This is a genomic window from Alteromonas sp. ABH4_453, from assembly GCF_056160665.1.
The window spans coordinates 394,397-407,750 of sequence record NZ_JBSWXP010000006.1; the positions used below are offsets into that span (position 1 = coordinate 394,397).

The window sequence follows — 13,354 nt, forward strand, 5'->3', positions numbered from 1 at the left end:
GATGTCACTAAGTCCCGCTATAAAAGCTGCTATGTCGGCAGAATCGAGAAGTCTCTTCGACGGTAAGCTGTCGTGCGACGCGGCACAGGCGGCTTTTAAGGCAAACGGGGCTTTTTCGTCCGAGACATCTTTTGAATCTGAGAGAGCGACTAACGCTAAAGGGGCTCTCACAGTTAACACTGCTTACCCTTCTGATAGTTCCTCCAAAGCTGTGGCACATTTGAATGCTGAGGAAAACGCTAAGACTGAGAGCTATGTTACAGTTGACGGCTCTATTACAGCTGAAGGCGATGTTAAAGCTGAGGGCTATATTCCAGCTGAAGGCTCTGCAAAAGCTGAACGCGATGATACTGCTTCAACAATTAATGAGCAGAACGTGGCACATCGCTTTTCAAAAGCGGCTGTGCAGTACAACAGTATTGCGGGTGTTCAGCGCATTATTGCTAAGCAGGCTTTATCGAACTTACCTATAGAACTACGGGGTACGGCTCTTGATATTGGCTGTGGTACTGGCATTCATACCCAAACCCTTGCAAATAAAGGTGCAGCTGCAACTGGCGTAGACATTGCCGAGGGCATGTTGGCGCAGGCCAGAAAAATGTACTCTGACCCCATTTTTGTAGAAGGTAGTGCTGTTGACTTGCCTTTCTGTGATAGCCAATTTTCAACCGTATTTTCATCTATGGCGCTTCAGTGGGTTAGCGATACTGGGCTTGTTGCTAATGAGATAGCGCGAGTGCTTAAAAAAAGTGGTATTGCCGAGCTGGCGATTATGGTGGCGGGTTCATTTAGTGAGCTTAAAACGGCGCGCAAAGTAGCGCAGCTTCCACAGGCTGAAACCTATATGCCAACAACCGCACAATGGGTAAATGGCTTCAAGCAGTCGGGCCTTTCTTTGCAGCGGGTGATTACTAAAGATTATGTCGATACTCACTGCGATATTATGTCGCTATTACGCTCTGTGAAAGGGGTGGGGGCAGGAGAGACCGGCCAAAAACAACCGCCGCTCACCCGTCGAGATATTAAAAAATTAGCCATGGCTTACAGCAATATGAGCGGTGTAGAAAGTAAGTTACCGCTTACCTACCGCGTAAGTCATTTTAGATTGGAAAAACGATGAAGCAGTATTTCATTACTGGTACCGACACCGAAGTAGGGAAAACCTACGTTACCTGCCAACTGCTAAAGGCTGCGCAAAAAGCGTCGTTAAGCGCCATTGGCTACAAGCCTATTGCAGCCGGATGCGAACAGATAAACGGCGAGTGGGTTAACGAAGATGCGCTAAATATTCAGAAAGCGTGCTCCAAAATACGCGCAAATAAAGCCATTAAAATTACAGACAATAACGAGCTAAAAAGCGCAAATGAAAACAACGAAGAAAGTGGACAGACACTTCCTTTACATCAAATAAACCCAAATGCATTAAAGCCGGCTATTGCACCACATATTGCTGCCCTTGAAGAAGGTGTTGCGTTAACGTTTGACGAGATTGCAACAGGGCTTGATGAACTGCATGCATATCAACCCGATCTTCTGTTAATGGAAGGCGCAGGAGGGTGGCGTTTACCACTAATCGTAGGCGATGAGTATACGCCTACTTACTACCTTTCTGATGTTGTGAAAACACTCCAAATGGATGTGATTCTAGTTGTAGGCATGCGCTTAGGTTGCTTGAACCATGCGCTATTAACCGCAGAAGCAATTCGCGCTGATGGACTTACTATCAAAGGGTGGGTTGCGAACGACATCACAGGTAACATGACGCGATATCAAGAAAATCTTCATTCTCTTAAAGCCATGTTACCCGAGCCGCTACTGGCAGAAATTCCCTACCAGGTAGCGCCCAACGATGAGGCGTTATTTGCCGCTATCAAGCAAATAAGTTAAATCATCACCTGAATGAATTGGCGTTTTTTCTTCACCTAGAAAGATAAAGCCGTCTTTTTCACCCACTAGGGTAAGTTGATTATTAGTAAGGCGCAGCGCTGTGCCCTCGCGAATAGCAACTACTGGTATGGTAGGGTTTAGCGTGGTGAACTCTGCCAAACGTTGGTCGCGGGTTTCACCATTGTGGCCCGGCGGCTGATAATCGGTGTAGTGCGGGTTTAACTGAAACGGCACGATATCTAGTGCATCAAAGCTAGGTGGCTCGATAATGGGCATGTCATTAGTGGTTCTAATTGATTGACCACAAATATTCGAACCTGCGCTCCAGCCAATATAAGGCGTGCAATCGGCGATGGCGTGCTTTAGTGGCACAATAAGTGCGTTTGCATAAAGGGTAGAAAGCAGGTGAAAGGTGTTTCCACCGCCTACAACAATGGCTTGGCCGTTTTTCTTTGCGTCATTTACAGCGGCAACCGGATCTTCAACGGAATGTAGCCCGGTAACCTTGCACTCTGGCAGTGCGGTAGCAACGGCGTCTACATAGCTATCGTACGTTTGAGTGACGGCGGCATAAGGAACAAATAGAAGGTCGCGAATTTCGCCTAAGTGTGCAAAAATAAGTGCTCTAGCGTGCTCTAAGTAAGCCTCGTCGCCTTGACGTGAGCTACTTAGCATAAGTACATGTGCGGTCATACTAACTCCACAATTTTTCTGACGGCGTATCATACGTGAAACTAGGCATAAAGTTTAGTCGCGCCCCGTCACTGCAATGAAATAGGATTTTGAATGAAACAATCTACATCGGTGTTGTTCGTGTGTTTGGGTAATATTTGTCGTTCTCCAACCGCAGAAGCCGTGTTCAAACACAAGGCTGCACAAGCCGGATTAAATATTGAAATTGACTCAGCGGGAACCCACGGCTATCACATTGGTAACCCGCCCGATAAGCGTTCGCAAGCCGCAGGCGTAGAACGAGGCTACAGTTTCAAAGGGCTAAAATGCCGACGTGTGGATGAAAGCGACTTTGAACGATTTGATTTCATTCTAGCCATGGATAACAGCAACCTTGCTAATTTGCACGGTATGTCGCCAAGCCAGTACCACGATAAAATTAAGCTGTTTCTTGATTTTGCAAATGTAGACGATAAGGAAGTACCTGACCCATATTATGGTGGCAAGCGCGGCTTTGAGCTGGTGTTAGATCTTATCGAAGAAGCGTCGGACGGTTTGATTACGCATCTTAAGCAAACCCAACAACAATAAACGTAAGTCATATTGATACACCATCTCGAGAGCCCACGTTGAGAACCCATATTGACAATGACAGGAACTAAACGCACCGCCGTCACTTTGGTTGTAATAACAGTACTTTTGTCACTCGTCATAGGTGTGGTAGGGATTGTTAGCGTGACAGGGCTGTCTGATACGGCGGCTGAACTAAAACAGCATATTATTGTTCAGCTTCAAATACCGCTTATTCTTACTGCGTGTTTAGTAGGGGCGGCACTGTCTACAAGTGGCGCTACCTTGCAAGTAGTGCTGCGAAATCCTTTGGCAGACCCGGGAATTATCGGCATTACGAGTGGCGCAAGCTTGGTTGCTGCGCTTTTGCTACTGCTAACCCCACAATGGGCTACAGCGTACCTACACTATTTGCTGCCTTTGGGATGTTTTATTGGTGCGTTATTATCTACATTTATCATCTACCGCTTAGCCAGAAAACTGCTGGGTTCCTCTACGGCTGTTATTCTAGCTGGTATTGCCATCTCTACCCTTAGCGGCGCCGTTATAGCGTGGCTTTACATGTTCAGTGACGCTAATGCCCTGCGCAATCTTACTTTCTGGTTAATGGGTAGTTTGTACCAAACTAACTGGTTAATTTTGTCAGTGGGCGGCCCATTAATCGCTGTTGCTGTCGCATTACAGCTTTATTTCGCTGGCGATTTAAACAAGCTCTACGCAGGTGAATTTGCAGCAAAAAGTAGTGGTGTGGATGTGGAAAAACTCACTGAGCGCGCACTCATTGCCTGCGCTATTGCTGTAGGTACAGCGGTTTCCATGGCCGGCTCTATTGCTTTTGTGGGTTTATTAGTACCGCATATTTTGCGCTTGATCATCGGGCATAATAATCGCTATTTGTTGCCTTTAAGTGCATTAAGTGGTGCAAGCCTGCTGATGCTGGTTGCGTTAAGCTCTGAAATGACCCGTGCCATTACGCTTCCGGTGTCTATGGTAACGGCTACGTTAGGCGGGCCATTATTAATTTGGGCATTAGCTAAAGGTCAATTTAAAGGGTAGTGGAGGGGTAATGAAATGACGACAAAAAATTTTAGTACCCAGCAACGCCCTGGTACTTGTAGTAATCAACAAAAAAATACTGATGAGCAAGACTCCATCAACGCTAACCCAAAGCAAAATGTTAGCGGCAAAGATGATTATGCTGATAGCAATTTCCCAGCGAATAGCCACAACCTAGTAGATAGTCGTTCCGTCTTAAGCTTACAGAATGTAAAAGTAGCATCGCGACTTTGGGTGGAAGATTTACGTGCAAAAAAAGGCGAGTGCGTTCACATTATTGGGCCAAATGGAGCAGGGAAGTCAACGCTTTTGCTTACCCTTGCTGGCCTTATTGATGCTGACGAAGGCAACGTCATACTGCTAGGTAAACCAATGAACGATTGGTCGCTGGCAACTCTTGCCAGTGTGCGCACCTTTTTAGCACAACAAAGCGAAAGTGGTTTTCATTTGTCGGTAAAGGAGTACCTAAGCTTTTATGCATCAGCACAGCAAGATTTACTCATTCCATCTGTTTTGGAGAAAGCCCTTGAAGTCTCGGTTTTTTTAAACAAAATTCTCACTCAACTTTCTGGCGGTGAGCGTCAGCGCGTAGAAATTTGTCGTTCGCTTTTGCAAATTTGGCCGCAGTTAGAGCGTGGAGAGGGTGTAGCGTTTTTAGATGAGCCATTGCAAGGACTTGATATAAGGCATCAATATGCGCTGGCTAGTTTAGTAAAACTCCTTTGCGATAAAGGGAATACTCTACTAATGACGTCTCACGATATCGCGCTTAGTGCCAACTATTGCAATAGTTTATGGCTTATGCAAAAAGGTCGCATGGTGGCGTTCGGCAAGCCACAAGAGGTGGCCACGCAAACAAACTTAGAAAATGTGTTTGAATGCCATTTTGCTATAAGCAAGCACGATAACTTTCTAGAAATTCAAGTTTGCGCACCTATTTCCCTAGAATAAATGTGGTAAAGTGCCTCCAGCATTTTTTTAGATTCACATTTTCACATTAGACTGATTAGAAAAAAGCGCTACAGACGCACTGTTAAGCGCGTTACAGTCTTTTTATTCGAAGCATCTAGCTTCAATAAATATTTTCAGTAAAACGTTTGCCCTACGTTTTTTTATTCAGGAGAACACCGTTGAGTAATTGGCAAGTAGACAGTTGGAGAAATAAACCTATTCTTCAGCAACCAGAGTACGACGACAAAGTACGTTTAAAAGAAGTAGAGCAAACATTAAGTTCTTATCCACCGCTTGTATTCGCTGCTGAAGCCCGTGAGCTTAGACGCCAGCTAGGTGAAGTGAGCTTGGGTAAAGGCTTTCTTTTACAAGGCGGCGACTGTGCTGAGTCGTTTGACGAATTTAATGCGCCTAAAATTCGCGATACCTTTAAAGTTATTCTTCAAATGGCCATTGTGCTTACCTTTGCTGGTCGTTGTCCGGTAACTAAGGTAGCCCGTATGGCAGGCCAGTACGCCAAGCCGCGCTCATCAGATTTCGAAACCCGCGATGGCGTGACCTTGCCAAGCTATCGTGGTGATATCATCAACAACTTCGAATTTACCGAAGCGGCCCGTCGACCAGATCCTGACCGTTTGTTGGAAGCCTACCATCGCAGTGCGTCAACACTGAATTTACTTCGCGCGTTCGCACAAGGTGGTTTGGCCGACCTTCATGAAGTTAACCGCTGGAACATGGCGTTCGTTGAAAACAATCCGCTTAAAGAGCGTTATTCTGATATGGCCAACCGTATTCAAGATACCCTTGAGTTTATGGATGTTATTGGTATTAACGCACAAACCAGTTCTACGCTGCACGAAACGTCGCTGTTTACATCGCACGAAGCATTGCTGCTTAACTATGAGCAGGCGCTAACACGTATCGATACCCTAACCGGTAAGCCTTACGACTGTTCTGCGCATATGGTGTGGATTGGTGAGCGTACCCGTCAACTTGACCATGCGCACGTTGAGTTTTTCCGTGGCATTCACAACCCAATTGGTGTGAAAGTGGGGCCAAGTATGCAGGAAGACGAGCTTATTCGTTTGATTGATGCGCTTAACCCGCTAAACGATCCGGGTCGTTTAACGCTTATTACGCGTATGGGCGCCGATAATTTAGCCGACAATTTGCCACGCTTATTGCGTAAAGTTAAAGCTGAAGGCAGACACGTAGTGTGGAGTTCTGACCCGATGCACGGTAACACGTTCTCAGCATCTAGCGGCTATAAAACCCGTAACTTCGATGCGATTTTGAAAGAAATTAGACAGTTCTTCCAAGCGCATGAAGCAGAAGGTACTCACGCAGGTGGTATTCACCTTGAAATGACCGGTCAGCACGTAACTGAATGTACGGGTGGCGCTTATGAAATTAGCGATGAAGACTTAGCGCAAGCCTACAAAACGCAATGCGACCCGCGCTTAAATGCTGACCAAGTACTTGAAATGGCATTCTTGGTGGCTGATCATTTGCGTAATGCGTAATGCGTAATGCGTAATGCGTAATGCGTAATGCGTAATGCGTAATGCGTAATGGGTAATAGATAGTACCAATCCCTAAACGCACATCGTACTGTTATCAAAAATGGGCAGCGAAATAAACGCTGCCCGTTTTTTTACAGCAGTTGTTCTCTTTCTTGCTCGCTCAATATACCCGTGAAAATAGTTTCTCGCCTTAAGTTAGCGGTGCGCTCATCATCGGCTAATAACAGGGCTTTAAATACGTCAGGCTCATTGCGAGCTTCTATAATCCCCTTCCAAAGCAGGTAGCTACCGTAACGCATCATTTTGTTTTGATAACGCATTTCCAAGGTTTGTTCAACTTGCTCAAAAAGTTCGGGATGAGACATCAGCTTGTCTGCTATCGCACTGTGAATAGTTTTAATACGTTGGTTCACGTCATGTCGACGTTGCTTTCTGGGTCTTGCAAACATAAATCTTCTGGCGTTTTTACTATTATTTATAAAATTTATAGGCTTGTTGAAAGAGAAATTTCGCAATCTGCGACGTTCTCGCACTTTTTTTACACTATCTCTTAATGTAGCGAGATGGCGTCGTTTGAACGAAAAAGGTAGTTAATCAAGTTCTAGTTTTGAGAGCATGAAGCGAAATAAAATCAATCTTCATTTAACAGGGGCTCTACAACAGACTCTAAGCCGTTTAGCTTAATCTCATACATTAAAGCAAGTTGCTCACCAAGCTTGTTATCTGGAAAGCCTTGCTTGTGAAACCAAACTAAATAGGGCTCAGGTAAATGAAATAGGCGTCTTCCAGCGTATTTGCCAAAGGGCATTACTTGGTTAATAGCGGCTTTGATAAGCGTTGGATCCATTTACTGGTTACCTTTTGTCTGGGTATTTTCGTTATGCTCTTCATCTTCACGCTGTTGCGCTTGCCATAGTGCTTTGTATTCACCATCTTGCTCAAGTAAATAAGTGTGTGTTCCTTCCTCTACGATGGTACCGTTTTTGAGTACAAGGATCTTGTCGGCATCAACAATGGTGGACAGTCTATGGGCGATGACTAAACTGGTGTGTCCCTTAGCAGCGTCGCGAAGGGCCGCTAATATTGCACGTTCTGACGTACTGTCTAACGAGCTGGTGGCTTCATCAAAAATCATGATTGGCGCGCCTTTAAGTAAGGCCCTTGCGATAGATACGCGCTGCTTTTCGCCGCCAGAAAGTTTCAGGCCTCGCTCACCTACCGTTGTGTCTAGCTTTTCAGGTAAGCTTTCTACAAATGCTTCAAGATGCGCTAGTTTGATGACGTGTTTAATATCTTCATCGCTGGCATCTGGGTTACCGTAGCGAATATTCTCAAGCAAGGTAGTGTTAAACAATACTGTATCCTGAGGGACAATACCGATATGTGAACGCAAGCTTTGTTGCGTAACCGATGATATGTCTTTGCCATCTATGCTGATGTTGCCCTGTTGAGGCTCATAAAACCTAAAGAGCAGCTTCATCAGCGTTGATTTGCCTGCGCCGCTTTCACCTACGACAGCTACCTTAGAGCCTGGCGGTACATCAAAGCTCAGTCCGTTTAATATGTGTCGATTTTCGGTGTATGCAAAATGAACATTAATAAATCGCAGTGCGGGGTTAGCACAGGTTAATTCTGTAGCGTCGTGGGCATCTGTTATGGCCGGAGTTTGGGCGAGAAGGTCAAATAGTTTATCGATATTCGCGAGGCTCCCTCGAATTTCACGATACACAAAACCCAAGAAGTTTAAGGGCATAAAAATTTGCATGGTGAACGCGTTTATTAATACAAAGTCACCTATGGTCATCCCGCCATTCATGACGCCAAAGGCGGCGTTTGCCATCATAGATGTCATGGCGATAGCGATAATGGCAGCTTGGCCGCCGTTCAATGCAAATAGCGACAAGCGGTTTTTTCTTCGTGCCTTTTCCCATGCAGCTAAATCCGTGTCGTAGCGATTGGCTTCAAAGGATTCGTTGTTAAAGTATTTAACGGTTTCAAAATTTAGCAGGCTGTCTACCGCCCGGGAATTGGTGGTCGAGTCAGCTTCATTCATCTGAGTAACAAAGCGAGTGCGCCAATCCGTCGCTTTCATCGAAAAGCCAATGTAAGCCACGACGCTAACTACAATAATTAACGCGAAAGATACGCCAAACTGAAACAAGAGTAAGCCTACAACAAGAGTGATCTCTAATAGGGTAGGAACAATATTAAACACCATAAAACGCATGAGGAAGCTTACGCCGTTGGTACCGCGCTCTATATCTCGTGACAATCCGCCTGTGCGTCGATTTAAATGAAAGCCCAAGTCTAAGTTGTGCAAATGTTTGAAGACTTTTAGTCCAAGGCGGCGCATGGCACGCTCTGTAACCCGACCAAATAGCGTGTCGCGTACTTCGCCAAGTAACACATTCAGTAAGCGCAGCGTTCCGTAGGCTACGATCAAACTAATAGGAACCGCTAAAGCTAGAGTGGTCAAATCGCCATTTAAACTATCAACGGTGTACTTCAGCACGTAGGGCAGGCCAATACTGGCAAGCTTCGCTGCTACTAGGCACAGCAGGGCTAAAAATACGCGTTGCTTAAACTCGAGAAGATAAGGCCATAGCTGTGAGAGAACGTGCCATTTAACAGGTTCGTCGACATTAGTAGGAAAACGGTTTTTTCTCATTTTATAGTGTGCTTTGTTGTTTGGTTTACTGTATTAAGAGCGAGAGGGTTCGGAAAGTAGTTCGATGGAAACCTCGTAATCGGAATTGAGTAAGCTTGCCCATTGGTGATTATTTTCGCTTTTTAAAATACGTTTTGAAATAGGTGAGAGATTAAAATGGTCTTATTTATTGCCATGAATATGTTTAATTTTAGTTCCACGGCGCGTACACTAAAGGTAGTATAATTTAGTTACCTTGTTATTGCTTCAATGGTTGGTTTTTCTTAAACGGGGGAAGCCGCGCATTTAACTACAAAGCCGCAGAGGATTAAGGAGTTAGTTTGTTAGAAGATAGTTTCGGTAGACAGTTTCATTATTTACGTTTGTCAGTGACCGAAGCGTGCAACTTTCGTTGTCAGTACTGTTTGCCAGACGGATATGAAGGCCCGACGAGCGATCAGTTTATGACACTAAACGAAATTGATACCTTGCTCAAAGCGTTCGCTAAGCTAGGTACGTCGAAAGTACGCCTAACAGGCGGCGAACCAACGCTGCGAAGAGACTTTCTTGATATTTTACAGCTAACAAGTAATACGCCTGGTATCGAACGAGTAGCGATGACAACACACGGAGCGCGAATGGAAAAGTTTGCGCATCAGTGGAAAGAAGCAGGGTTACACCAAGTAAATGTAAGTATTGACAGTTTAGATCCCCGTCAGTTTGCCGCTATAACAGGACAAGACAAGCTTAAAGCTGTACTTCGAGGGTTAGACGCAGCGATTGATGCCGGCTTAGACGTGAAAGTGAACTCTGTCTTACTCAACGATTTTTCAGATAGCCGTCTTCATAGGTTTCTTGCTTGGCTAAAAGATATGCCAGTAACGCTCCGGTTTATAGAGCTAATGGAGACAGGCGACTTAAATCAGTTTTTCAATAAGCAACATCAAAGTGGTACACCACTAAAAAGTACTTTGTTGGAGATGGGCTGGCAGCCTTTGCTGCGTAGGAAAGATGCGGGACCAGCGCAGGAGTTTTATCACCCGGATTATGCCGGTAAAATTGGTTTAATCATGCCGTACAGCAAGGACTTTTGTAAAACGTGTAATCGTCTTCGTGTCTCCGCGCCAGGCAAGTTACATCTTTGCTTGTTCAGTGAAAACGGTATAGACATGAGGCACCTTCTTGCAAATGGTAACGTAGATGACGTGGTAGCTTTCCTACAAGAGGTTTTGGGACAAAAGCATGAAACCCATTATCTTCATGAAGGAAAAACTGGGGCAACAAAGCACCTTGCCATGTTAGGAGGCTAAAAAATTATCCCTACGCCAAAGGATGATGTAGGGCAAAATGAAAAACATCGAATAAGTTTGGTTTGTTTTAAAAATGAGCTATATTCAGCGATGTAAGTATATTAAAAACAATAATGATAAAGGATGTATATGCATATCAAGGATAGTGCGCGCCTTTCCTACCACTATATCACCGAACAAGACGCTGACTTTTTATGGGAGCTCGACCAAGATGAGCATGTCATGAAGTTTATTAACGGTGGTAAGAAGTCTTCAAAAGAGGATATTCGGGAAATCTTTGTTCCTCGTTTTAAAGCCTACTCTAACCCAGCTTTAGGGTGGGGACTGTGGCGAGTAGAAACGTTAGCTGAAAAAGAAAGCATTGGTTGGATTTTAGTTCGTCCCTTCGGGTTTTTTACACAACATCCTGAAAGTGACAATATGGAACTAGGGTGGCGTTTTAAGCGCCATATGTGGGGCAAAGGCTACGCAACTGAAGCCGCACAAGCTGTGAAAGAAGCGCTGTATGATATTGGTGTTGATAAATTCTCTGCTATTGCAAATCCGCAAAATAGTGCATCTATCAATATTATGAAAAAGCTAGGAATGAAGTTTAGTCACGAGCTTGAGTATAAAGACAAACTCTATCACGAGACAGTAGTCGTCTATTCTAATTAAGTACGAAGGTAGAAGAGGGGAAAGACTGACGTTATCATTCGCTTTTTAGAATGCTTTTTACGTTCTCGTAGCGAACATACTGATCTTCAGACAAAGCTGCCGACTCGAGTGTTTCTCTGCATTTTTTGATGGCCGAGAGAGTATTGGGAAGCATAGGCGCGTTTGCTTTTCTGGCCCTTACTATTGCTTGAAGGTAATTAAGCGCGATAGAAGGGTTTTTGGGCATAACTTGAAATGCTTGAGCGAAAGTTGTGTAAGACTGCTCTAAATTACCTCGTTTATACTGTGCAACGGCGGTGTTATTGAGCACTTTAGGGCTGAGTGAAATGGTTTCTTTTTCTTTTTTCTCTTGTTTTAAATAGGTCGCCACGAGATTGAGTTCGTCATTCGCCTCATGGTGCCTTGATGAAATGGCGTCCAAAATTGCTAGAGACTCTTTTTTCATCCCCACTTCGTGAAGGGCTTTTGCTCTATCAAGCAGCGCTTCGGTAGAGTGGTGTTGTGTATGATCGGTATGAAAGTCTGACAAGAGCATCTGTGCCTTTACTGTATCGTCTTTCAAATAGTGGAGGCGTGCGTCGATGACCGTTAGTTCATCGTTCAATAGCGCTTTAGGATGAGCCCTCTTCAACTGCCGCAAGAATTCACTGGTTTGTTTGACTATGCTATTTACGTGCTCGGGCTCAGATGTCATGGCAAAATCAACGCCTGCTCTCGCCGCAGTTAGATAAATATCTGGTTTATCGTGGATTGAGTTTTTTGCGTAGCGCACGACTTTCTTCGCACTGTTAAACTGACTCTCGTAATCGTGAGTGATACGCGCAAGGTTTATTGCGATCTGATGCCTAGGGATGTTCTGAGGAGAAATGTTGCATGCAAGTGTTGTGCATTCAAGAGCATCATCAAACGATGATTGTTTAATCTGAAGTTTGGTGAGTAAGTCGTATGCTTCTAATGCAGAGTCTGGGCGCGTGGCCAGTTGGATGATTTCTCTCTCGGCATCGTCCAGTTCATCGAGTGCAAGCAGACATTTTGCTATCCCCATTTTTGCCCAGCTAAAATCTTGTATGTTGATTATTGATTCGAAGAAGGGAATAGCTTCTTCGAATCTCTCTGTGATAATAAACAAATCACCTTTAATCTTCATTGCTAGAGGAAAGTGCTCAGCATGCTCGGGTTGCAGTAAGAAATACTCAACCTCGGTTAGCGCCTTTTCATAGTCCTGTTTGTCCATGAACGAATAAACATTTTTGAAGGCTTTTTTTCTCGCTAAAACGCGCGAAAGTCGACGATCTAATTCGTTAACGGAAAATGGCTTGGCAATGAATTCGTCTGGCTGCAGTTCGATGATTGCATGAACAATATTTGCTGACGTATCTGCACTAGTGAAGACAAATGCGCTGGTAAGGGGAAGCGAGTGAGACTCATTGAGTTGCTCTAGCAAAAAATAACCGCCTTGTTCCGAGCGTAAGTTATAGGAACAAATGATGGCGTCATAAGTGTGTTCTTGCAACGCTGACAGGGCATGAGAGGGCCTATCAACATAGTCCATGTTTCTGAAACCTAGCTGCTCAAGGGCGTAGTGCATGTGGCTTTTAGCCAGCACCTGATCTTCAGCAATTAACAACTTAGTATTTCTAGCTAAGTGTAGTTTCATTAAAGGGTAGCCTTTAGAGCGTCATGGTCATTACCATACCACGTTAACTATCTCTAAAGTATAGCTTGTCAGCGAGCTAACGCACAGTTGAGGTTATTCGTAACCATATGGCTACTTGAATATCGTGGCGAATAGGGTGGTTAAGTGCTTGGTGCGTTTTTGAAAGTGAGGCTTGGCAGAGCTAAGTGGTAACCAACTGCACAGCTTGAGTAGCGCGTTTTTCGATAGGTATATTTGGTACTGAGTATGAGTTGCTTTGTGCAATTTCGAGACAAAGATAAGCTGAAACTGTTAATTTAAAATAAGTATAGATGTTGAACTTAAAAGAAACTTGAAAGAGATGGTGGACGCTACTGGGCTTGAACCAGTGACCCTCGCCTTGTAAGGGCGATGCTCTCCCAACTGAGCTAAGCGTCCGTATTTT

General features: G+C 44.6%; 13 protein-coding genes and 1 tRNA gene. 8 read left to right on the forward strand and 6 right to left on the reverse strand.

The window, feature by feature from the left end:
- The first annotated feature begins 1 nt into the window (after position 1).
- The gene (locus ACXAGV_RS14360) at positions 2–1,120 is read left to right on the forward strand and encodes a methyltransferase domain-containing protein (protein ID WP_474873836.1); all 1,119 of its coding nucleotides are present in this window, start codon (positions 2–4) and stop codon (positions 1,118–1,120) included.
- Positions 1,117–1,887, forward strand: a complete 771-nt coding sequence (bioD, locus tag ACXAGV_RS14365) for a dethiobiotin synthase (protein ID WP_474873837.1) — start codon at positions 1,117–1,119, stop codon at positions 1,885–1,887. Before ACXAGV_RS14360 ends, bioD begins: the two co-directional genes overlap by 4 nt.
- On the opposite strand, the gene pepE is transcribed toward bioD, so the two are convergent.
- Positions 1,858–2,580 (reverse strand): dipeptidase PepE, encoded by a 723-nt coding sequence (gene pepE, locus ACXAGV_RS14370; RefSeq protein ID WP_474873838.1) that lies wholly within the window; start codon positions 2,578–2,580, stop codon positions 1,858–1,860. The two genes, bioD and pepE, sit on opposite strands and share 30 nt — an antisense overlap.
- A 93-nt stretch (positions 2,581–2,673) precedes the next feature.
- On the opposite strand from pepE, the gene ACXAGV_RS14375 reads away from it, so the two are divergent.
- The 4 genes from ACXAGV_RS14375 to ACXAGV_RS14390 all read left to right on the forward strand — a co-directional run bounded on the left by ACXAGV_RS14375 (position 2,674) and on the right by ACXAGV_RS14390 (position 6,659).
- On the forward strand, positions 2,674–3,150 hold the full coding sequence (locus ACXAGV_RS14375; protein WP_474873839.1) for a low molecular weight protein-tyrosine-phosphatase: 477 nt from the start codon (positions 2,674–2,676) through the stop codon (positions 3,148–3,150).
- Positions 3,151–3,207: 57 nt separating this feature from the next.
- Positions 3,208–4,185 carry a FecCD family ABC transporter permease gene (locus ACXAGV_RS14380; protein ID WP_474873840.1) on the forward strand — a complete coding sequence of 326 codons (978 nt, stop codon included), beginning with the start codon at positions 3,208–3,210 and terminating at the stop codon, positions 4,183–4,185.
- 15 nt (positions 4,186–4,200) lie between these two features.
- Positions 4,201–5,136 (forward strand): ATP-binding cassette domain-containing protein, encoded by a 936-nt coding sequence (locus tag ACXAGV_RS14385; RefSeq protein ID WP_474873841.1) that lies wholly within the window; start codon positions 4,201–4,203, stop codon positions 5,134–5,136.
- Between the two features lie 179 nt (positions 5,137–5,315).
- Positions 5,316–6,659 (forward strand): class II 3-deoxy-7-phosphoheptulonate synthase, encoded by a 1,344-nt coding sequence (locus ACXAGV_RS14390; protein ID WP_474873842.1) that lies wholly within the window; start codon positions 5,316–5,318, stop codon positions 6,657–6,659.
- A 131-nt stretch (positions 6,660–6,790) separates the two neighbouring features.
- Here ACXAGV_RS14390 and ACXAGV_RS14395 read toward each other — a convergent pair whose 3' ends face one another.
- The 3 genes from ACXAGV_RS14395 to ACXAGV_RS14405 all read right to left on the reverse strand — a co-directional run bounded on the left by ACXAGV_RS14395 (position 6,791) and on the right by ACXAGV_RS14405 (position 9,327).
- Entirely contained in the window at positions 6,791–7,108 is a 318-nt protein-coding gene (locus ACXAGV_RS14395) for a hypothetical protein (RefSeq protein ID WP_474835178.1), read from the reverse strand.
- A gap of 182 nt (positions 7,109–7,290) precedes the next feature.
- On the reverse strand, positions 7,291–7,506 hold the full coding sequence (locus ACXAGV_RS14400; RefSeq protein ID WP_159494438.1) for a DUF3820 family protein: 216 nt from the start codon (positions 7,504–7,506) through the stop codon (positions 7,291–7,293).
- Positions 7,507–9,327, reverse strand: a complete 1,821-nt coding sequence (locus ACXAGV_RS14405; protein ID WP_474873843.1) for an ABCB family ABC transporter ATP-binding protein/permease — start codon at positions 9,325–9,327, stop codon at positions 7,507–7,509. It abuts the gene before it with no gap.
- Positions 9,328–9,647: 320 nt separating this feature from the next.
- Between ACXAGV_RS14405 and moaA the strand changes: the two genes are divergently transcribed.
- Both moaA and ACXAGV_RS14415 read left to right on the forward strand, forming a co-directional pair.
- Positions 9,648–10,616: a GTP 3',8-cyclase MoaA gene (gene moaA, locus ACXAGV_RS14410; RefSeq protein ID WP_474873844.1), complete on the forward strand. Its 969-nt coding sequence runs from the start codon at positions 9,648–9,650 to the stop codon at positions 10,614–10,616.
- A gap of 129 nt (positions 10,617–10,745) precedes the next feature.
- The gene (locus ACXAGV_RS14415) at positions 10,746–11,273 is read left to right on the forward strand and encodes a GNAT family N-acetyltransferase (protein ID WP_474873845.1); all 528 of its coding nucleotides are present in this window, start codon (positions 10,746–10,748) and stop codon (positions 11,271–11,273) included.
- A 34-nt stretch (positions 11,274–11,307) separates the two neighbouring features.
- On the opposite strand, the gene ACXAGV_RS14420 is transcribed toward ACXAGV_RS14415, so the two are convergent.
- Both ACXAGV_RS14420 and ACXAGV_RS14425 read right to left on the reverse strand, forming a co-directional pair.
- Positions 11,308–12,930 (reverse strand): response regulator, encoded by a 1,623-nt coding sequence (locus ACXAGV_RS14420; RefSeq protein ID WP_474873846.1) that lies wholly within the window; start codon positions 12,928–12,930, stop codon positions 11,308–11,310.
- A gap of 341 nt (positions 12,931–13,271) precedes the next feature.
- Positions 13,272–13,347: transfer RNA gene (locus ACXAGV_RS14425), tRNA-Val, on the reverse strand.
- Positions 13,348–13,354: the final 7 nt, after the last annotated feature.

What these genes read in the sequence shown, in the direction of transcription:
- ACXAGV_RS14360 (WP_474873836.1), top strand. Translation starts at nt 2, where the DNA reads ATGTCACTAAGTCCCGCTATAAAAGCTGCTATGTCGGCAGAATCGAGA.
- bioD (WP_474873837.1), top strand. Translation starts at nt 1,117, where the DNA reads ATGAAGCAGTATTTCATTACTGGTACCGACACCGAAGTAGGGAAAACC.
- pepE (WP_474873838.1), bottom strand. Translation starts at nt 2,580, where the DNA reads ATGACCGCACATGTACTTATGCTAAGTAGCTCACGTCAAGGCGACGAG.
- ACXAGV_RS14375 (WP_474873839.1), top strand. Translation starts at nt 2,674, where the DNA reads ATGAAACAATCTACATCGGTGTTGTTCGTGTGTTTGGGTAATATTTGT.
- ACXAGV_RS14380 (WP_474873840.1), top strand. Translation starts at nt 3,208, where the DNA reads ATGACAGGAACTAAACGCACCGCCGTCACTTTGGTTGTAATAACAGTA.
- ACXAGV_RS14385 (WP_474873841.1), top strand. Translation starts at nt 4,201, where the DNA reads ATGACGACAAAAAATTTTAGTACCCAGCAACGCCCTGGTACTTGTAGT.
- ACXAGV_RS14395 (WP_474835178.1), bottom strand. Translation starts at nt 7,108, where the DNA reads ATGTTTGCAAGACCCAGAAAGCAACGTCGACATGACGTGAACCAACGT.
- ACXAGV_RS14400 (WP_159494438.1), bottom strand. Translation starts at nt 7,506, where the DNA reads ATGGATCCAACGCTTATCAAAGCCGCTATTAACCAAGTAATGCCCTTT.
- ACXAGV_RS14405 (WP_474873843.1), bottom strand. Translation starts at nt 9,327, where the DNA reads ATGAGAAAAAACCGTTTTCCTACTAATGTCGACGAACCTGTTAAATGG.
- ACXAGV_RS14415 (WP_474873845.1), top strand. Translation starts at nt 10,746, where the DNA reads ATGCATATCAAGGATAGTGCGCGCCTTTCCTACCACTATATCACCGAA.
- ACXAGV_RS14420 (WP_474873846.1), bottom strand. Translation starts at nt 12,930, where the DNA reads ATGAAACTACACTTAGCTAGAAATACTAAGTTGTTAATTGCTGAAGAT.